This is a genomic window from Serratia sp. BIGb0234, assembly GCF_024809915.1.
Lineage (GTDB): Bacteria > Pseudomonadota > Gammaproteobacteria > Enterobacterales > Enterobacteriaceae > Serratia > Serratia liquefaciens.
Genome location: NZ_JANUEI010000007.1, coordinates 206,058 through 222,539, shown reverse-complemented (window position 1 = coordinate 222,539; position 16,482 = coordinate 206,058). Strand labels below are relative to the sequence as shown.

Below are 16,482 nucleotides of genomic sequence, written 5' to 3'. Positions count from 1 at the left end.
CTGTTACTCCTCAACTTTAACCATGTAGGAAACCAGGTTGATCATACCGCGTACAGCAGGAGTATCCTCGCGCTCTACGGTGTGACCAATACGACGCAGACCCAGACCGAGCAGTGTAGCTTTATGCTTCGGCAGACGGCCAATGGAGCTGCGAACTTGTGTTACTTTGATAGTCTTAGCCATGGTCAATTACCCCAGAATGTCTGCAACGGATTTACCACGCTTGGCAGCGACCATTTCAGGGGACTTCATATTTGCCAAAGCATCAATAGTTGCACGAACCACGTTGATCGGGTTGGTGGAACCATAAGCTTTAGCCAATACGTTGTGCACCCCAGCGACTTCCAGGACGGCGCGCATTGCACCACCGGCAATAATACCGGTACCTTCGGAAGCCGGCTGCATGAACACACGGGAACCCGTATGAGCACCTTTAACAGGGTGCTGCAGGGTGCCGCTGTTCAGCGCGACATTCATCATGTTGCGACGGGCTTTTTCCATCGCTTTCTGGATCGCTGCCGGAACTTCGCGTGCTTTGCCGTAGCCAAAACCAACGCGACCGTTACCATCACCAACTACTGTCAGTGCGGTAAAGCTGAAAATACGGCCACCTTTTACGGTTTTAGATACGCGGTTTACCGCGATCAGCTTTTCCTGCAGTTCGCCAGCTTGTTTTTCGATGTGAGCCATCTTAAACCTCTTCCTTAGAACTGAAGGCCAGCTTCACGGGCAGCATCTGCCAGTGCCTGGACTCGACCATGATATTGGAAACCGGAACGGTCAAAGGAAACTTTAGAGATCCCTTTTTCCAACGCGCGCTCAGCCAGAGTTTTACCTACGGCAGCTGCTGCGTCTTTGTTACCGGAATACTTCAGTTGCTCAGTGATAGCTTTTTCTAAAGTAGAAGCGGCTACCAGTACTTCAGAACCATTTGGAGCAATTACCTGTGCGTAAATGTGACGCGGGGTACGATGTACCACCAGGCGGGTTGCACCCAGTTCTTTGAGCTTACGGCGTGCGCGGGTCGCACGACGGATACGAGCAGATTTCTTATCCATAGTGTTACCTTACTTCTTCTTAGCCTCTTTGGTACGCACGACTTCGTCGGCGTAACGGACACCCTTGCCTTTGTAAGGCTCAGGACGGCGGTAGGCACGCAGATCTGCAGCAACCTGGCCAATAACTTGTTTATCAGCGCCTTTCAGCACGATTTCAGTTTGGCTTGGGCATTCAGCAGTAATACCTGCTGGCAGCTGGTGATCGACTGGGTGAGAGAAGCCTAAGGCTAAATTCACCACGTTGCCTTTAACAGCAGCACGATAACCAACACCTACCAGTTGAAGCTTCTTGGTGAAGCCTTCGGTAACACCAACTACCATTGCGTTCAGCAGAGCGCGCGTAGTACCCGCTTGGGCCCAGGCGTTAGCAAAACCTTCGCGCGGAGCGAAAGTCAGTGCGTTAGCTTCTTGCTTCACTTCAACGGCGTCGTGGACAGTACGAGTCAGCTCGCCGTTCTTACCCTTAATCGAAATAACCTGACCGTTGAGTTTTACCTCTACGCCGGCAGGAATGACGACGGGTGCTTTTGCAACACGAGACATTCTTTCCTCCCGAATTAAGCTACGTAGCAGATAATCTCGCCACCAAGACCTGCTTGGCGAGCTGCACGATCGGTCATAACACCTTTAGAGGTAGAAACAACAGCGATACCCAAACCGGCCATAACTTTTGGCAGCTCATCTTTTTTCTTATAGATGCGCAGACCTGGACGGCTGATTCGCTGAATGCTTTCTACCACTGCCTTGCCCTGGAAGTACTTCAGTACCAGTTCCAGAACAGGCTTGGCGTCGCCTTCGATTTTGAAATCTTCAATAAAACCTTCTTCCTTCAGCAGGTTGGCAATTGCCACTTTCAGCTTGGAGGAAGGCATGGTGACCGCAACTTTGTTCGCGGCTTGACCGTTACGGATACGGGTCAGCATATCCGCGATCGGATCTTGCATGCTCATCTGTCTTTACTCCCGTGATTCAATTGGTAATTACCAGCTAGCCTTTTTCAAGCCAGGTACTTCACCGCGCATAGCGGCTTCACGTAACTTGATACGGCTCAACCCGAATTTGCCCACATAACCATGTGGACGGCCAGTTTGGCGGCAGCGCTTACGCTGACGAGACGGGCTGGAATCACGCGGCAGAGTTTGCAGCTTGAGAACAGCATCCCAACGTTCTTCGTCGGACGAGTTCACACCAGAAATGATAGCTTTCAGTTCCTCGCGTTTTGCGCGGTACTTTTCAGCCAGTTTCACGCGAACGACTTCGCGTGCTTTCATTGATTGCTTAGCCATCAGTAACCCTGCCTTACTTACGGAACGGGAAGTTAAAAGCAGCCAACAGCGCGCGGCCTTCATCATCAGATTTCGCAGTAGTGGTAATGGTAATATCCAAGCCACGAACGCGATCGACTTTGTCGTAGTCGATTTCTGGGAAGATGATTTGCTCACGCACACCCATGCTGTAGTTACCACGGCCATCGAATGACTTAGCGGACAAGCCACGGAAGTCACGGATACGTGGAACAGCAATGGAAATCAGACGCTCAAAGAACTCCCACATGCGCTCGCCACGCAGAGTTACTTTACAGCCGATCGGATAGCCCTGGCGGATTTTGAAGCCTGCAACAGATTTGCGGGCTTTGGTGATGAACGGTTTTTGACCGGAGATTGCTGCCAGATCAGCTGCTGCGTTATCCAGCAGTTTCTTGTCAGCGATCGCTTCACCAACACCCATATTCAGGGTGATCTTCTCGACCCGAGGGACTTGCATGACAGAAGCGTAGCTAAACTCAGTCATGAGTTTTTTAACTACTTCGTCTTTGTAGTAATCATGCAGTTTCGCCATCGTATTACTCCAAATTACTTGATAGTTTCGCTGTTAGACTTGAAGAAACGGACTTTTTTGCCGTCTTCGAATCTAAAGCCTACACGGTCAGCCTTACCGGTAGCCGTATTGAAGAGAGCAATGTTAGAAACCTGAATTGCAGCTTCTTTTTCAACAATGCCACCTGGTTGGTTCAGGGCCGGAACCGGCTTCTGATGTTTCTTAACCAGGTTGATACCTTCAACAATGACCTTGCCAGCAGACAGGACATTTTTTACTTTACCGCGTTTACCTTTGTCTTTCCCGGTAAGCACGATAACTTCGTCATCACGACGGATTTTCGCTGCCATGGTTCGCTCCTTAGAGTACTTCTGGTGCCAGAGAGATAATTTTCATGAACTTCTCATTACGCAGTTCACGAGTTACCGGCCCAAAAATACGCGTACCGATAGGTTGCTCGCTGTTATTGTTCAAAATAACGCATGCATTACCATCGAAGCGAATGACAGAACCGTCCGGGCGACGTACACCCTTCTTGGTGCGCACCACTACCGCCTTCAGCACATCGCCTTTCTTCACCTTACCGCGAGGAATTGCTTCCTTGATGGTAATTTTGATGACGTCGCCGATGCCTGCGTAGCGACGGTGCGAGCCACCTAGAACCTTGATACACATTACGCGACGTGCACCGGAGTTGTCGGCCACGTTCAGCATAGTCTGTTCTTGGATCATGTTAGTGCTCCGCTAATGTCAACTACAACTTTAGGACCTATTACTAGGTCGTTGAAAAGCCCCATAACCGAGGGCGCAGCATTATAACACCGCTTCCAGAGTATGGGTAGAAAAAATAAACGGCTCATTTTCTGAGCCGTTTATTAAGTTAGAGCCAGCTACTCTATTACAGAATCGCTTTCTCTACAACGCGAACCAACGTCCAAGACTTAGTCTTAGACAGTGGACGGCATTCGCGGATTTCTACCACGTCACCGATACCACATTCGTTGTTCTCGTCATGTACGTGCAGCTTGGTCGTACGCTTGATGAATTTCCCGTAGATCGGGTGCTTCACCGTGCGCTCGATAGCAACAACCATGGATTTCTCCATTTTGTCACTAACAACACGACCCTGCAGAGTACGGATAATATCAGTCATTTACACACCCGCCTTTTCAGTCAGTAAAGTCTTAACGCGTGCGACATTACGACGCACTTGTTTCAACAGGTGAGTTTGTTGCAGCTGGCCACTTGCCGCCTGCATGCGCAAGTTAAATTGCTCACGCAGCAGGTTGAGCAGCTCAGTGTTCAGCTCTTCAACGCTTTTTTCACGCAGCTCTTGTGCTTTCATTACATCACCGTCTTAGTTACAAAGGTGGTTTTGATCGGCAATTTAGCTGCAGCCAGCTTGAATGCCTCACGGGCGACCTCTTCTGGTACACCGTCCATTTCGTACAGGACTTTCCCAGGTTGGATCAGGGCAACCCAATACTCCACGTTACCCTTACCTTTACCCATACGCACTTCGAGCGGCTTCTCGGTAATTGGTTTGTCCGGGAATACACGGATCCAAATTTTACCTTGACGCTTAACTGCACGAGTCATTGCACGACGAGCTGCTTCGATTTGACGAGCAGTCAGACGGCCACGGCCAACAGCTTTCAGACCGAAAGTGCCGAAGCTAACATCCGTACCCTGCGCCAGACCACGGTTGCGGCCTTTGTGCATCTTACGGAATTTTGTACGCTTTGGTTGTAACATCAGCGACTCTCCTTACTTGCGGCCTTTACGCTGCTGCTTTTTAGGTTGAGCAGCCGGTTCCGGTTGTTCAACTGCAGCCATACCACCCAGGATCTCACCTTTGAAGATCCATACCTTAACGCCGATTACACCATAAGTGGTGTGCGCTTCAGATGTGTTGTAATCGATATCCGCACGCAGTGTGTGCAACGGAACACGACCTTCACGGTACCATTCGGTACGCGCGATTTCAGCACCGCCAAGACGGCCGCTTACTTCAACTTTGATACCTTTAGCGCCAAGACGCATTGCGTTCTGTACAGCACGCTTCATAGCACGACGGAACATAACGCGACGTTCCAACTGTGAAGTGATGCTGTCAGCAACCAATTTAGCGTCAAGTTCCGGTTTACGGACTTCGGCGATGTTAATTTGCGCAGGAACGCCAGCGATATCCGCTACGACCTTACGCAGTTTTTCGACATCTTCGCCTTTCTTGCCGATAACGATGCCTGGACGAGCAGTGTGAATAGTCACACGGATGCTCTTCGCAGGACGCTCGATAACGATGCGAGAAACGGAAGCTTTCGCCAGTTCCTTAATCAGGAATTGACGAACTTTAAAGTCGCTGTCCAGGTTGTCAGCGAATTCTTTGGTATTCGCATACCAAGTAGAGTTCCAAGGTTTGACAATACCCAGGCGAATACCATTAGGATGTACTTTCTGACCCATTGCTAGTCTCCAGAGTCTCAGCGATCGGACACAACCACAGTAATGTGGCTGGTGCGCTTCAGGATGCGATCTGCACGACCTTTTGCACGCGGCATAATGCGCTTCATGCTTGGGCCTTCGTCTACGAAGATTTTCGTGACTTTCAGATCATCGATGTCAGCGCCATCGTTGTGTTCTGCGTTAGCAATGGCAGACTCCAGCACTTTCTTAACCAGACCAGCAGCTTTCTTGTTGGTGTAGGTCAGAGTTTCCAGAGCTTGCGACACTTTCTTACCGCGGATCAGGTCTGCAACAAGGCGAACCTTCTGAGCAGAAGAACGAGCGTGGCGATGTTTAGCGATAGTTTCCATCTCTTCCTCCTACCTTAGCGCTTTTTAGCTTTTTTATCAGCCGCATGGCCGCGATAAGTACGAGTCGGCGCGAATTCACCCAGTTTGTGACCGACCATTTCATCGGAAACGAACACTGGTACGTGCTGACGACCATTATGGACAGCGATGGTCAAACCGATCATGTTAGGAAAGATCGTTGAACGACGGGACCAAGTGCGCAAAGGCTTCTTGTCACCGCTTTCCACCGCTTTCTCTACCTTCTTCAGCAAGTGCAGGTCAATAAAAGGACCTTTCTTGAGAGAACGTGGCATGGCTTATCCTCTAATTATTTTTTGCTACGGCGACGTACGATGAACTTATCAGTACGCTTGTTGCTACGGGTCTTCTTACCTTTGGTCTGAACGCCCCACGGGGTTACCGGGTGCTTACCAAAGTTACGACCTTCACCACCACCGTGCGGGTGATCTACCGGGTTCATCGCCGTACCGCGAACGGTAGGACGAACACCACGCCAACGTGCAGCACCTGCTTTACCCAGAACGCGAAGCATATGTTCAGCGTTACCGACTTCACCCAGGGTGGCGCGGCAATCAACTGGAACTTTACGCATTTCGCCTGAGCGCAGACGCAGAGTTACGTAGGAACCATCACGTGCAACGATCTGAACGTAGGCACCAGCAGAACGAGCCATCTGGCCGCCTTTACCTGGTTTCATTTCTACGTTGTGAACCGTTGAACCCACTGGGATGTTGCGCATTGGCAGGGTGTTACCTACCTTGATTGCAGCATCAACGCCAGATTGGATCTGGTCACCAGCTTTCAGGCCTTTCGGCGCCAGGATGTAACGGCGTTCGCCGTCTTTGTACAGAACCAGCGCGATGTTCGCGGAACGGTTCGGATCGTACTCCAGACGCTCAACCACTGCAGCCACACCGTCTTTGTTGCGTTTGAAGTCAACCAGACGATAATGTTGCTTGTGGCCACCACCGATATGACGGGTGGTGATACGGCCATTGTTGTTACGACCACCGCTTTTGCTCAGTTTCTCAAGCAGCGGGGCATAAGGTTTACCCTTGTGCAGCTCAGGGTTAACCACTTTAACAACGTGGCGACGACCCGGAGATGTAGGTTTACATTTAACAATTGCCATTGTTCTTACTCCTCCGACTTACTCTGCGCCGCCGATGAAGTCCAGGTTCTGGCCTTCTTTCAGGGTGACGTAAGCTTTTTTCCAGTCGCTACGACGACCAACACGCTGACCGTGACGTTTCACTTTCCCTTTAACTACCAGGGTGTTCACGTCTTCGACTTCGACTTCAAACAGTTTCTGCACTGCAGCTTTGATTTCTGCTTTGGTCGCGTCTTTGGCAACTTTGAGTACGATGGTGTTGCTTTTTTCCATCGCAGCGGATGCTTTTTCAGATACGTGCGGTGCACGCAGCACTTTCAGCAAACGTTCTTCACGGATCATGCCAGCATCTCCTCAACTTGCTTCACAGCATCAGCAGTCATAACCACTTTGTCGAAGGCGATCAGGCTAACCGGGTCGATACCTGCTACATCGCGCACGTCAACCTTGTACAGGTTGCGAGCAGCCAGGAACAGATTCTCATCCAGTTCACCGGTCACGATCAGCACATCTTCCAGAGCCATATCTTTCAGTTTCTGTGCCAGCAGCTTAGTTTTAGGCGCTTCTACAGAGAACTTCTCGACAACGATCAGACGATCTTGACGTACCAGTTCGGACAGGATGCTTTTCAGCGCGCCGCGGTACATCTTTTTGTTTACTTTCTGACTGTGGTCCTGAGGCTTAGCAGCAAAGGTCACGCCACCTGAACGCCAGATCGGGCTCTTTACAGAACCTGAACGCGCACGGCCGGTACCTTTCTGGCGCCACGGTTTTTTACCGGAACCAGTCACTTCAGCGCGGGTCTTCTGAGCACGGGTACCTTGACGGGCACCTGCTGCATAAGCAACAACAACCTGGTGTACCAGCGCTTCGTTGAAATCACGACCGAAGGTAGTTTCGGAAACAGTCAGCGCGCTTTGCGCGTCTTTCAATACTAATTCCATTGCTATCCCCTTACGCCTTCACAGCTGGTTTAACGATCAGGTTGCCACCGGTTGCGCCCGGTACAGCACCCTTAACCAGCAGCAGGTTGCGCTCAGCGTCAACACGTACTACGTCCAGGCTTTGAACGGTTACACGCTCGTCACCCAGGTGGCCAGCCATTTTCTTGCCTTTGAACACTTTGCCCGGAGTCTGGTTCTGACCGATAGAACCCGGAACGCGGTGAGACAAGGAGTTACCGTGGGTAGCGTCTTGGGTACGGAAGTTCCAGCGCTTAACTGTGCCAGCAAAACCTTTACCTTTAGAAGTACCGGTAACATCGACTTTTTTAACTTCAGCGAAGATTTCTACGCTGATGTTTTGACCTGCAGTGAACTCTTCACCTTCTGCAAGGCGGAATTCCCACAGACCACGGCCAGCTTCAACGCCAGCTTTAGCGAAATGGCCCGCTTCCGGTTTGGTCACACGGTTAGCTTTTTTGCTACCAGTGGTAACCTGAACGGCACGGTACCCGTCGTTTTCCAGGTCTTTAACCTGAGTCACGCGGTTCGCTTCAATTTCAATCACGGTTACTGGGATAGAAACGCCATCTTCAGTGAAGATACGAGTCATGCCCACTTTTTTACCGACTAAACCAATCATTGTTTCAACCTCTCAATCGCTCAATGACCTGATTAACCCAGGCTGATCTGCACGTCTACACCGGCAGCCAGATCCAGACGCATCAGAGCATCAACGGTTTTCTCGGTTGGCTCAACGATGTCAACCAGACGCTTGTGAGTGCGAATCTCGTACTGATCACGCGCGTCTTTGTTAACGTGCGGAGAGATCAGAACGGTAAAGCGCTCTTTGCGAGTTGGCAGCGGGATCGGACCACGGACTTGCGCACCAGTGCGCTTTGCAGTCTCGACGATTTCCGCGGTTGATTGATCGATAAGACGATGATCAAACGCTTTCAGGCGGATACGGATTCTTTGGTTCTGCATGAGACCAGAGCTCCAATTATTTATAAACGTAAATAATTACTCCTCACACCCATTTCGATTGATGGGGGAGTGTAATCGTCAACATATAACCCCCATATCGGGAGTATTGTTCGAAGAGCAGAAAGTCCTGCCTATCGACTGATTCGCTAAAATCAGGCTTACCAAGATTAGGTAAGCCCGCGCATTATACGCAAAACAGAGCGAGAAGCAAGGCACAGATGGAAATATGCTCAGGATATCGGCATTTTTTACCGGCGGGTAACTAACGGGTGAAAACCGAGGGGGAAATTCGTCGGGATTAGGGTAAAGCTTTGTCGCTGCTCCCCTGCCCTGCCGGAGAAACTCATGCCGGCAGGAGAACATCGTTGTAAAAGGTATTTATTGCCTACAACTGAGCTTGGGCATAGTTCTGGATACCCAGACGCGCTATCAAATCCAGTTCAGTTTCCAGCCAGTCGATATGTTCTTCTTCATCGGCCAGAATTTCTATCATCAGGTCACGGCTGACATAGTCATGGATAGAATCAGCATAGGCGATGCCTTCACGCAGATTCTTGGCGCCATCCAATTCCAGGGCCAGGTCCGAACGCAACATTTCTTCGATATCTTCGCCAATGTTCAGCTTGCCGAGATCCTGCAAATTCGGAAGGCCTTCCAGAAACAGGATACGCTCGATATAACGATCGGCATGCTTCATTTCGTCGATCGACTCGTGGTATTCCTTTTCATTGAGGCGTGTTAGCCCCCAGTTCTTGAACATTCGGGCGTGCAGGAAATATTGATTGATGGCAACCAGCTCGTTACCGAGCAGTTTGTTGAGATGAGCAATGATCTTTTTATCGCCTTTCATAGGTAAATCCTCCTGGCCAGTTCTAAAAGTGTAGAAGCTGTAAGCCAAGAGTCAAAAAATAACCTTACCTTTAGTTAGGCAACTTCGTGCATTGGGATAATGGTTCCGCTTTCCTCCACCATAATCTGTCTTGCCTGACGAATGCACTTTCCGCAATCGGTACCAATCGGCACAAGTTCACGCAGTTGTTTCATGGTATGCGGGTTGTGCTGACGCACGGCTTTACGGATCGCTTTGTCAGTCACGGCATTACACAGACATACGTACATAAGAGACTCACTTCTTAACCAATTCTGTAAGTCTAAATAGGAATGCTTTTTATTTCAATTAAGATTTGAGCAAATTGCATAAAAAAAGGGCACCGAAGTGCCCTCTTTTGTGTCGAAAAATTATTCGCGATTAAGCGATAACTTTAGCAACAACACCAGCGCCAACAGTACGGCCGCCTTCACGGATTGCGAAACGCAGGCCGTCGTCCATCGCGATTGGGTGGATCAGGGTAACAACCATGTTCACGTTGTCACCTGGCATTACCATTTCAACGCCTTCTGGCAGTTCGATGGTACCGGTCACGTCAGTTGTACGGAAGTAGAACTGTGGACGGTAGCCTTTGAAGAATGGAGTATGACGACCACCTTCTTCTTTGCTCAGGATGTACACTTCTGAGTCGAACTTGGTGTGTGGCTTGATTGAACCTGGTTTAGCCAGTACCTGACCACGTTCGATGTCTTCACGCTTGATACCACGCAGCAGAACACCAACGTTCTCACCAGCACGGCCTTCGTCCAGCAGTTTGCGGAACATTTCAACGCCAGTACAGGTAGACTTAACGGTGTCTTTGATACCAACGATTTCAACTTCTTCGCCAACTTTAACGATACCGCGCTCAACACGACCGGTAACAACGGTACCACGACCGGAGATGGAGAAAACGTCTTCGATTGGCAGCAGGAACGGCTTGTCGATAGCACGCTCTGGTTCTGGGATGTAAGAATCCAGGTAACCAGCCAGCTCGATGATTTTAGCTTCCCACTCAGCTTCGCCTTCCAGTGCTTTCAACGCTGAACCACGAACAACTGGCAGGTCATCACCAGGGAAGTCGTAAGCAGACAGAAGTTCACGAACTTCCATTTCTACCAGTTCCAGCAGCTCTTCATCATCAACCATGTCACATTTGTTCATGAATACGATGATGAAAGGAACGCCAACCTGACGACCCAGCAGGATGTGCTCACGGGTCTGAGGCATTGGGCCGTCAGTCGCAGCAACAACCAGGATAGCGCCGTCCATCTGAGCAGCACCGGTGATCATGTTTTTAACGTAGTCGGCGTGCCCTGGGCAGTCAACGTGCGCGTAGTGACGAGTCGGGGTGTCATACTCAACGTGAGAAGTGTTGATGGTGATACCACGAGCTTTTTCTTCTGGCGCGTTATCGATCTGGTCGAAAGCACGTGCAGAACCGCCGTAGGTTTTAGCCAGAACGGTGGTGATTGCTGCAGTCAGGGTAGTTTTACCGTGGTCAACGTGGCCGATAGTACCAACGTTAACGTGCGGTTTGGAACGTTCAAATTTTTCTTTAGACACGGCTATATTCCTTACTCTTATGCTCTCCCCTCATGGAGAGAGCACTGATCAATGTGTTAAACCCGAAAGCTTATTTACCACGGGCTTCAATAACGGCCTGAGCGACGTTGTTCGGCGCATCATCGTACTTCAGGAACTCCATGGAGTAAGAAGCACGGCCTTTGGTCAGAGAACGCAGTTGAGTTGCGTATCCGAACATCTCGGACAACGGAACTTCAGCGTGAATCTGAACGCCAGTAGCGTTGGATTCCTGACCTTTCAGTTGACCACGACGACGGCTAAGGTCACCGATGACGTCACCAGTGTTCTCTTCCGGCGTTTCAACTTCAACCTTCATGATAGGCTCAAGCAAAACAGGTTTTGCTTTCTTAAAGCCATCTTTAAAGGCGATAGAAGCGGCCAGTTTAAACGCCAATTCGGAGGAGTCAACATCGTGGAAAGAACCGAAATGCAGACGCACACCGAGATCAACTACCGGATAACCAGCCAGTGGACCAGACTTAAGCTGCTCCTGGAGGCCTTTATCAATGGCAGGGATGTATTCCGTTGGGATCACACCGCCTTTAATGTCATTGATGAACTCGTAACCTTTCGGATTTGAGCCCGGCTCCAGTGGGTACATGTCGATCACAACGTGACCATACTGACCACGACCACCAGACTGCTTGGCGTGTTTACCTTCGATATCGGTAACTTTCGCGCGAATCGCTTCACGGTAAGCAACCTGAGGTTTACCCACGTTAGCTTCAACGTTGAATTCACGCTTCATGCGGTCAACCAGGATATCCAGGTGAAGTTCACCCATACCTGCGATGATAGTCTGACCTGATTCTTCGTCAGTCCATACGCGGAATGATGGGTCTTCCTTCGCCAGACGGCCCAGAGCCAGACCCATTTTTTCCTGGTCAGCTTTGGTTTTTGGTTCAACTGCAACGGAGATTACCGGCTCAGGGAACTCCATACGCTCCAGAATGATCACGTGGTTTGGATCACACAGAGTGTCACCGGTAGTCACGTCTTTCAGACCGATTGCTGCAGCGATGTCGCCCGCACGAACTTCTTTGATCTCTTCACGCTTGTTAGCGTGCATCTGAACGATACGGCCCAGACGCTCACGAGCAGCCTTCACTGAGTTCAGAACGGTGTCACCGGAGTTAACGATACCGGAGTACACGCGGAAGAAGGTCAGGTTACCCACGAATGGGTCGGTAGCAATTTTAAATGCCAGAGCAGCAAACGGCTCTTCATCGCTAGCGTGACGCTCAGCCGGAGTATCTTTACCGTCGTCCAGGATACCGTTGATTGCAGGGACGTCAATTGGGGATGGCAGGTAATCAATTACCGCATCCAGCATCGCCTGCACGCCTTTGTTTTTAAAGGCAGAACCACAGGTAACCAAGATGATTTCGTTGTTCAGCACGCGCTGACGCAGAGCAGTCTTGATTTCTTCCTCGGTCAGCTCTTCGCCGCCCAGGTACTTGTCCATCAGCTCATCTGAAGCTTCAGCTGCAGATTCAACCAGGTTCTGGCGCCATTCTTCAGCCAGCTCTTGCATGTCAGCAGGGATGTCTTCGTATTCGAAGGTCACGCCAGCATCAGCTTCGTTCCAGTTGATCGCTTTCATTTTCACCAGGTCAACAACACCGGTGAATTTCTCTTCTGCGCCGATAGCCAGCTGCAATGGCACTGGATTCGCGCCCAGACGAGATTTGATCTGACCAACAACTTTCAGGAAGTTAGCACCCATGCGGTCCATTTTGTTAACGAACGCGATGCGTGGAACTTTGTATTTGTTAGCCTGACGCCATACAGTTTCAGACTGAGGCTGAACACCACCTACAGCACAGTAAACCATTACAGCGCCATCAAGAACACGCATGGAACGTTCTACTTCGATGGTGAAGTCAACGTGTCCTGGGGTGTCGATGATGTTTACGCGGTGCGGCTCAAACTGCTTGGCCATACCAGACCAGAAAGCAGTAGTCGCTGCAGAAGTGATGGTAATACCACGCTCCTGCTCCTGTTCCATCCAGTCCATGGTGGCAGCGCCGTCATGAACTTCACCGATTTTGTGGTTTACACCGGTGTAGAACAGAATACGTTCGGTAGTGGTCGTCTTACCGGCGTCGATGTGGGCGCTGATACCGATATTACGGTAGCGCTCAATGGGTGTTGTACGAGCCATTTGATTCCTCTATTGCCTTAGGCGTTCAAGTTCGGTTAACCCAAGCGGGTTGGCTTCTTGAAGCGCCCGCTTGGTTAGCATAACTACTGCGTGGCAATTACCAGCGGTAGTGGGCGAACGCCTTGTTAGCTTCGGCCATACGGTGAACGTCTTCACGCTTCTTAACAGCAGAACCTTTGTTCTCAACTGCATCAGAAAGCTCGTTCGCCAGGCGCAGAGCCATGGATTTATCACCGCGTTTACGAGCAGCATCAACGATCCAACGCATTGCCAGAGCATTACGACGGACCGGGCGAACTTCAACTGGCACCTGATAAGTAGAACCACCAACGCGGCGAGACTTAACTTCTACAGTCGGGCGAACGTTGTCGAGGGCTACTTCGAAAGCTTCCAGGTAATCTTTACCAGAACGCTGAGCCAGGGTCTCCAGCGCGGTATAGACGATTGCTTCTGCAGTAGATTTTTTACCATCTACCATCAGGATGTTTACAAATTTGGCCAACAGTTCGGATCCGAACTTAGGATCTGGCAGGATTTTACGTTGGCCGATTACGCGACGACGTGGCATGGAAATACTCCGTTGTTAATTCAGGATTGTCCAAAACTCTACGAGTTTATTTTGACATTAAAGTGAAAATGTTTGGCCTTACTTAACGGAGAACCATTAAGCCTTTGGCTTCTTCACGCCGTACTTGGAACGAGCTTGCTTACGGTCTTTAACACCGGAGCAGTCAAGTGCACCACGAACGGTGTGGTAACGCACACCTGGCAAGTCTTTTACACGACCGCCACGGATCAGGATCACGGAGTGTTCCTGCAGGTTATGACCTTCACCGCCGATGTAGGAGGTAACTTCAAAACCGTTAGTCAAACGCACACGGCATACTTTACGCAGTGCGGAGTTTGGTTTCTTAGGAGTGGTGGTATATACGCGAGTACATACGCCACGTTTCTGCGGGCAGGCTTCCAGCGCTGGAACGTTGCTTTTAGCAGCCTTCACAGAGCGTGGTTTGCGTACCAGCTGATTAATTGTTGCCATTAAAAAGCTCCTGGTTTTTGCTTCGTAAACACGTGATAAATCCCCTCGTATGCACTACTGGCAAAGTACGAGGACGCAGAATTTTATGGCTGAGTAGTAGAGGTGTCAAGAAATATACAACATCACTCTCATCACCAGGCCATTTGGCTGCGATGTTTTTCGGTTAATTCAACGAAGTGATTATAGCCGATGACAGTGATTTTGTGTGAAAAATGACCAGACACCCCTCTGGCATCCAGGTCGTTCTGCAGCGCATAAAGGGATATGGGGGCATTGAGCAGCAATTCAAGGTGCACGCTACCGGCCAGGCCAGCCAGCACGCCATCCTGCAACAACAACAGGTCATCACCCGGTGCGGTCAAACGCAGCAGCGCGGGCAAATCACATTGAGTGGGGGAACGGCTAAGGGTATACAGCATCAGGATTTCCTAAAATGTCATCACCACGTCATAGCTGGCCAGTTGGCGACTCAGCGCATCCGGTGCCAAAATCTCGGCGTCCAGCACCCAGTCGGTCACCTGGCTCAGGCCGCGTTCCTGTAGCGATGCCTGGCAAAGATAACACTGTTCAACGTCATACAGCGGCAGCACGCCAAAAGTGGCAATGTAATTGCGCGCCAGAATTTTTTCCGGTTGCTGCCCCGGCATAATCTGCAACACGCCGTCACCGATAAAAAACACGCCCAGATCTTCGCTCAGCGCCGAAGTGGCTAACAACGCATCCAGACCTTCCCTGCCGCTGGCGCTGCCGTGTGGACTCTGGGTAAAAACAAAAGCGACTCGTTTCATAAACTCTCTCAGAACTGCACCAGGCGGTCACAGCTCAGCGAAGCCTCCGCCAGCGCGCCCAGCCCGCTAAGGGTAAAACCCGGCTGAAGATTGGCGCAGGGCAATCCTTGCTGTGCGGCTTCCTGCTCATCGGTCACACCGCGCCGCAGCGCCGCAGCCACGCAAACGTTGAGCTCAATGCCATGCTGCTGTGCCAACTGCACCCAACCCCGTACCAAATCGAATTCATCGCTGGCCGGTGCAGTCAGTTGATTGGCGTTCAACACCCCTTCACGGTAAAAAAACACGCTGGAGAGGCGGTGTCCCTTGACCAGCAAAGCCTGCGCGAACTGATAGGCGCTGCTGGCCTGTTGAGTGCCGTAAGCCGGACCGGTGACCAAAAGGCAGTAATTCAGCATCCGCGCTCAGTTCCCAACAGATCGCCGCTTTTGAACTGGCGGATGTACAGATACACGGTGTGTTTTGAGATATTCAGACGGTCCGCCACCTGATTAATGGCGTCCTTGATATCAAAAATGCCCTTCTCATAGAGATTCAGCACTACCTGGCGGTTTTTGGCATTGTTGGAGACATTACGATCGGCATTAACTTCCTCAATGGTAAACTCCAGCGTCTGCGCCACCAGATCGTCAACGGAAGACGCAAAGTTGACCGAGGGTGCCACGTCCTGAGTTTCCGGCGGCATAAAGGTCTGCATCACCTGGGAGAAAGGCACGTCGAGGTTCATGTTGATACACAACAAACCGATCACCCGCTGCTCGCGATTGCGGATGGCGATAGTCACCGACTTCATCAACACGCCGCTCTTGGCACGGGTAAAATAGGCCTTGGACACGCTGCTGTCATCGCCGGCCATGTCATGCAACATGCGCAGCGCGAGGTCAGTGATCGGCGAACCGATCTGCCGCCCGGTATGCTCACCGTTCGCAATCCGTACCGCCGAACATTTCAAATCTTCCAAAGCATGCAGCACGATTTCACAGTGCCCGCCGATCAACATCGCCAGGCCGTCAACAACCGCTTCGTAAGACTTCAGGATTTCATGATCCGTCTGAGTAAACGGACGTTCATTCAGCAAATCAAGTTCGCTGGCTTCGCTGGATAAAAGCGAATTAGACATCGAAAATACCACCCTCAAAGATCGCCTGTGCCAGGGGGCGCAGCTAAAACTGCTCGTGCGGGTTCCTTTCCACAGGCGGCACACCCTTGAAGTTACGCGGGATGGGCTGGCTGATATCAGTCTGAAACAGCACGACGAGCGTCCGCAGGCCGAGATGACCAGGAACAGTTTTAGGTACACGCCCT

The 16,482-nt window shown here is 50.8% G+C and carries 30 protein-coding genes; all 30 read right to left on the bottom strand.

The annotated features are described in order from the left end of the window. Positions 1-3: 3 nt before the first annotated feature. Positions 4-183, bottom strand: coding sequence for a 50S ribosomal protein L30 (gene rpmD / locus M2407_RS21920; protein ID WP_004956161.1), 180 nt, complete (start codon positions 181-183; stop codon positions 4-6). Between the two features lie 6 nt (positions 184-189). After that, positions 190-690 (bottom strand): 30S ribosomal protein S5, encoded by a 501-nt coding sequence (gene rpsE / locus M2407_RS21915; RefSeq protein WP_004956164.1) that lies wholly within the window; start codon positions 688-690, stop codon positions 190-192. Between the two features lie 14 nt (positions 691-704). Further along, entirely contained in the window at positions 705-1,058 is a 354-nt protein-coding gene (gene rplR / locus M2407_RS21910; protein ID WP_020837234.1) for a 50S ribosomal protein L18, read from the bottom strand. Between the two features lie 9 nt (positions 1,059-1,067). Further along, the gene (rplF, locus tag M2407_RS21905; protein ID WP_020837235.1) at positions 1,068-1,601 is read right to left on the bottom strand and encodes a 50S ribosomal protein L6; all 534 of its coding nucleotides are present in this window, start codon (positions 1,599-1,601) and stop codon (positions 1,068-1,070) included. 14 nt (positions 1,602-1,615) lie between these two features. Continuing rightward, positions 1,616-2,008 (bottom strand): 30S ribosomal protein S8, encoded by a 393-nt coding sequence (gene rpsH / locus M2407_RS21900; RefSeq protein WP_020837236.1) that lies wholly within the window; start codon positions 2,006-2,008, stop codon positions 1,616-1,618. Positions 2,009-2,038: 30 nt separating this feature from the next. Further along, the gene (gene rpsN / locus M2407_RS21895) at positions 2,039-2,344 is read right to left on the bottom strand and encodes a 30S ribosomal protein S14 (RefSeq protein ID WP_041415050.1); all 306 of its coding nucleotides are present in this window, start codon (positions 2,342-2,344) and stop codon (positions 2,039-2,041) included. A 13-nt stretch (positions 2,345-2,357) separates the two neighbouring features. After that, positions 2,358-2,897, bottom strand: coding sequence for a 50S ribosomal protein L5 (gene rplE, locus M2407_RS21890; RefSeq protein ID WP_020837238.1), 540 nt, complete (start codon positions 2,895-2,897; stop codon positions 2,358-2,360). Positions 2,898-2,911: 14 nt separating this feature from the next. Further along, a complete protein-coding gene (gene rplX, locus M2407_RS21885) occupies positions 2,912-3,226 on the bottom strand; it encodes a 50S ribosomal protein L24 (protein WP_020837239.1) in 315 nt (104 codons plus the stop codon). A 10-nt stretch (positions 3,227-3,236) separates the two neighbouring features. Then, positions 3,237-3,608, bottom strand: a complete 372-nt coding sequence (gene rplN / locus M2407_RS21880) for a 50S ribosomal protein L14 (RefSeq protein ID WP_020837240.1) — start codon at positions 3,606-3,608, stop codon at positions 3,237-3,239. A 166-nt stretch (positions 3,609-3,774) separates the two neighbouring features. Continuing rightward, on the bottom strand, positions 3,775-4,029 hold the full coding sequence (rpsQ, locus tag M2407_RS21875; RefSeq protein ID WP_020837241.1) for a 30S ribosomal protein S17: 255 nt from the start codon (positions 4,027-4,029) through the stop codon (positions 3,775-3,777). After that, on the bottom strand, positions 4,030-4,221 hold the full coding sequence (rpmC, locus tag M2407_RS21870) for a 50S ribosomal protein L29 (protein ID WP_004951169.1): 192 nt from the start codon (positions 4,219-4,221) through the stop codon (positions 4,030-4,032). It abuts the gene before it with no gap. Then, complete coding sequence (gene rplP, locus M2407_RS21865; RefSeq protein WP_004951171.1) at positions 4,221-4,631, bottom strand: 50S ribosomal protein L16; 411 nt, start codon at positions 4,629-4,631, stop codon at positions 4,221-4,223. The genes rpmC and rplP overlap by 1 nt, the downstream gene beginning before the upstream one ends. A gap of 12 nt (positions 4,632-4,643) precedes the next feature. Continuing rightward, positions 4,644-5,342 carry a 30S ribosomal protein S3 gene (rpsC, locus tag M2407_RS21860; protein WP_004951172.1) on the bottom strand — a complete coding sequence of 233 codons (699 nt, stop codon included), beginning with the start codon at positions 5,340-5,342 and terminating at the stop codon, positions 4,644-4,646. A gap of 17 nt (positions 5,343-5,359) precedes the next feature. Continuing rightward, entirely contained in the window at positions 5,360-5,692 is a 333-nt protein-coding gene (gene rplV, locus M2407_RS21855) for a 50S ribosomal protein L22 (RefSeq protein WP_002223844.1), read from the bottom strand. 14 nt (positions 5,693-5,706) lie between these two features. After that, positions 5,707-5,985 (bottom strand): 30S ribosomal protein S19, encoded by a 279-nt coding sequence (gene rpsS, locus M2407_RS21850; RefSeq protein ID WP_004929772.1) that lies wholly within the window; start codon positions 5,983-5,985, stop codon positions 5,707-5,709. A gap of 14 nt (positions 5,986-5,999) precedes the next feature. Then, positions 6,000-6,824, bottom strand: a complete 825-nt coding sequence (gene rplB / locus M2407_RS21845) for a 50S ribosomal protein L2 (RefSeq protein WP_020837243.1) — start codon at positions 6,822-6,824, stop codon at positions 6,000-6,002. 18 nt (positions 6,825-6,842) lie between these two features. Continuing rightward, complete coding sequence (gene rplW / locus M2407_RS21840) at positions 6,843-7,145, bottom strand: 50S ribosomal protein L23 (protein ID WP_004951179.1); 303 nt, start codon at positions 7,143-7,145, stop codon at positions 6,843-6,845. Further along, on the bottom strand, positions 7,142-7,747 hold the full coding sequence (gene rplD, locus M2407_RS21835) for a 50S ribosomal protein L4 (RefSeq protein WP_004929779.1): 606 nt from the start codon (positions 7,745-7,747) through the stop codon (positions 7,142-7,144). The genes rplW and rplD overlap by 4 nt, the downstream gene beginning before the upstream one ends. 10 nt (positions 7,748-7,757) lie before the next feature. Then, the gene (rplC, locus tag M2407_RS21830) at positions 7,758-8,387 is read right to left on the bottom strand and encodes a 50S ribosomal protein L3 (RefSeq protein WP_020837245.1); all 630 of its coding nucleotides are present in this window, start codon (positions 8,385-8,387) and stop codon (positions 7,758-7,760) included. Positions 8,388-8,419: 32 nt separating this feature from the next. Next, positions 8,420-8,731 carry a 30S ribosomal protein S10 gene (gene rpsJ, locus M2407_RS21825; RefSeq protein WP_001181005.1) on the bottom strand — a complete coding sequence of 104 codons (312 nt, stop codon included), beginning with the start codon at positions 8,729-8,731 and terminating at the stop codon, positions 8,420-8,422. A 385-nt stretch (positions 8,732-9,116) separates the two neighbouring features. Then, complete coding sequence (gene bfr / locus M2407_RS21820; RefSeq protein WP_044554945.1) at positions 9,117-9,581, bottom strand: bacterioferritin; 465 nt, start codon at positions 9,579-9,581, stop codon at positions 9,117-9,119. 74 nt (positions 9,582-9,655) lie between these two features. Continuing rightward, the gene (gene bfd, locus M2407_RS21815) at positions 9,656-9,850 is read right to left on the bottom strand and encodes a bacterioferritin-associated ferredoxin (RefSeq protein WP_013814795.1); all 195 of its coding nucleotides are present in this window, start codon (positions 9,848-9,850) and stop codon (positions 9,656-9,658) included. 130 nt (positions 9,851-9,980) lie between these two features. Next, complete coding sequence (gene tuf, locus M2407_RS21810; protein WP_020828747.1) at positions 9,981-11,165, bottom strand: elongation factor Tu; 1,185 nt, start codon at positions 11,163-11,165, stop codon at positions 9,981-9,983. Between the two features lie 70 nt (positions 11,166-11,235). Beyond that, positions 11,236-13,350 (bottom strand): elongation factor G, encoded by a 2,115-nt coding sequence (gene fusA, locus M2407_RS21805; RefSeq protein WP_020837250.1) that lies wholly within the window; start codon positions 13,348-13,350, stop codon positions 11,236-11,238. A 97-nt stretch (positions 13,351-13,447) separates the two neighbouring features. Beyond that, the gene (gene rpsG, locus M2407_RS21800) at positions 13,448-13,918 is read right to left on the bottom strand and encodes a 30S ribosomal protein S7 (protein ID WP_020837252.1); all 471 of its coding nucleotides are present in this window, start codon (positions 13,916-13,918) and stop codon (positions 13,448-13,450) included. Positions 13,919-14,014: 96 nt separating this feature from the next. Then, positions 14,015-14,389: a 30S ribosomal protein S12 gene (gene rpsL, locus M2407_RS21795; protein WP_004930426.1), complete on the bottom strand. Its 375-nt coding sequence runs from the start codon at positions 14,387-14,389 to the stop codon at positions 14,015-14,017. Positions 14,390-14,520: 131 nt separating this feature from the next. Continuing rightward, positions 14,521-14,808: a sulfurtransferase complex subunit TusB gene (gene tusB, locus M2407_RS21790; protein WP_122080370.1), complete on the bottom strand. Its 288-nt coding sequence runs from the start codon at positions 14,806-14,808 to the stop codon at positions 14,521-14,523. A gap of 9 nt (positions 14,809-14,817) precedes the next feature. Then, positions 14,818-15,177 carry a sulfurtransferase complex subunit TusC gene (gene tusC, locus M2407_RS21785; protein ID WP_020837255.1) on the bottom strand — a complete coding sequence of 120 codons (360 nt, stop codon included), beginning with the start codon at positions 15,175-15,177 and terminating at the stop codon, positions 14,818-14,820. 8 nt (positions 15,178-15,185) lie between these two features. Beyond that, positions 15,186-15,575: a sulfurtransferase complex subunit TusD gene (gene tusD / locus M2407_RS21780; RefSeq protein ID WP_401424200.1), complete on the bottom strand. Its 390-nt coding sequence runs from the start codon at positions 15,573-15,575 to the stop codon at positions 15,186-15,188. Continuing rightward, complete coding sequence (locus tag M2407_RS21775; protein WP_020837257.1) at positions 15,569-16,297, bottom strand: transcriptional regulator; 729 nt, start codon at positions 16,295-16,297, stop codon at positions 15,569-15,571. Before M2407_RS21775 ends, tusD begins: the two co-directional genes overlap by 7 nt. Positions 16,298-16,482: the final 185 nt, after the last annotated feature.

Bases quoted from the DNA above. Each gene is read 5' to 3' on its own strand.
- rpmD (WP_004956161.1), bottom strand. From the start codon at position 183: ATGGCTAAGACTATCAAAGTAACACAAGTTCGCAGCTCCATTGGCCGT.
- rpsE (WP_004956164.1), bottom strand. From the start codon at position 690: ATGGCTCACATCGAAAAACAAGCTGGCGAACTGCAGGAAAAGCTGATC.
- rplR (WP_020837234.1), bottom strand. From the start codon at position 1,058: ATGGATAAGAAATCTGCTCGTATCCGTCGTGCGACCCGCGCACGCCGT.
- rplF (WP_020837235.1), bottom strand. From the start codon at position 1,601: ATGTCTCGTGTTGCAAAAGCACCCGTCGTCATTCCTGCCGGCGTAGAG.
- rpsH (WP_020837236.1), bottom strand. From the start codon at position 2,008: ATGAGCATGCAAGATCCGATCGCGGATATGCTGACCCGTATCCGTAAC.
- rpsN (WP_041415050.1), bottom strand. From the start codon at position 2,344: ATGGCTAAGCAATCAATGAAAGCACGCGAAGTCGTTCGCGTGAAACTG.
- rplE (WP_020837238.1), bottom strand. From the start codon at position 2,897: ATGGCGAAACTGCATGATTACTACAAAGACGAAGTAGTTAAAAAACTC.
- rplX (WP_020837239.1), bottom strand. From the start codon at position 3,226: ATGGCAGCGAAAATCCGTCGTGATGACGAAGTTATCGTGCTTACCGGG.
- rplN (WP_020837240.1), bottom strand. From the start codon at position 3,608: ATGATCCAAGAACAGACTATGCTGAACGTGGCCGACAACTCCGGTGCA.
- rpsQ (WP_020837241.1), bottom strand. From the start codon at position 4,029: ATGACTGATATTATCCGTACTCTGCAGGGTCGTGTTGTTAGTGACAAA.
- rpmC (WP_004951169.1), bottom strand. From the start codon at position 4,221: ATGAAAGCACAAGAGCTGCGTGAAAAAAGCGTTGAAGAGCTGAACACT.
- rplP (WP_004951171.1), bottom strand. From the start codon at position 4,631: ATGTTACAACCAAAGCGTACAAAATTCCGTAAGATGCACAAAGGCCGC.
- rpsC (WP_004951172.1), bottom strand. From the start codon at position 5,342: ATGGGTCAGAAAGTACATCCTAATGGTATTCGCCTGGGTATTGTCAAA.
- rplV (WP_002223844.1), bottom strand. From the start codon at position 5,692: ATGGAAACTATCGCTAAACATCGCCACGCTCGTTCTTCTGCTCAGAAG.
- rpsS (WP_004929772.1), bottom strand. From the start codon at position 5,985: ATGCCACGTTCTCTCAAGAAAGGTCCTTTTATTGACCTGCACTTGCTG.
- rplB (WP_020837243.1), bottom strand. From the start codon at position 6,824: ATGGCAATTGTTAAATGTAAACCTACATCTCCGGGTCGTCGCCACGTT.
- rplW (WP_004951179.1), bottom strand. From the start codon at position 7,145: ATGATCCGTGAAGAACGTTTGCTGAAAGTGCTGCGTGCACCGCACGTA.
- rplD (WP_004929779.1), bottom strand. From the start codon at position 7,747: ATGGAATTAGTATTGAAAGACGCGCAAAGCGCGCTGACTGTTTCCGAA.
- rplC (WP_020837245.1), bottom strand. From the start codon at position 8,387: ATGATTGGTTTAGTCGGTAAAAAAGTGGGCATGACTCGTATCTTCACT.
- rpsJ (WP_001181005.1), bottom strand. From the start codon at position 8,731: ATGCAGAACCAAAGAATCCGTATCCGCCTGAAAGCGTTTGATCATCGT.
- bfr (WP_044554945.1), bottom strand. From the start codon at position 9,581: ATGAAAGGCGATAAAAAGATCATTGCTCATCTCAACAAACTGCTCGGT.
- bfd (WP_013814795.1), bottom strand. From the start codon at position 9,850: ATGTACGTATGTCTGTGTAATGCCGTGACTGACAAAGCGATCCGTAAA.
- fusA (WP_020837250.1), bottom strand. From the start codon at position 13,350: ATGGCTCGTACAACACCCATTGAGCGCTACCGTAATATCGGTATCAGC.
- rpsG (WP_020837252.1), bottom strand. From the start codon at position 13,918: ATGCCACGTCGTCGCGTAATCGGCCAACGTAAAATCCTGCCAGATCCT.
- rpsL (WP_004930426.1), bottom strand. From the start codon at position 14,389: ATGGCAACAATTAATCAGCTGGTACGCAAACCACGCTCTGTGAAGGCT.
- tusB (WP_122080370.1), bottom strand. From the start codon at position 14,808: ATGCTGTATACCCTTAGCCGTTCCCCCACTCAATGTGATTTGCCCGCG.
- tusC (WP_020837255.1), bottom strand. From the start codon at position 15,177: ATGAAACGAGTCGCTTTTGTTTTTACCCAGAGTCCACACGGCAGCGCC.
- tusD (WP_401424200.1), bottom strand. From the start codon at position 15,575: ATGCTGAATTACTGCCTTTTGGTCACCGGTCCGGCTTACGGCACTCAA.
- M2407_RS21775 (WP_020837257.1), bottom strand. From the start codon at position 16,297: ATGTCTAATTCGCTTTTATCCAGCGAAGCCAGCGAACTTGATTTGCTG.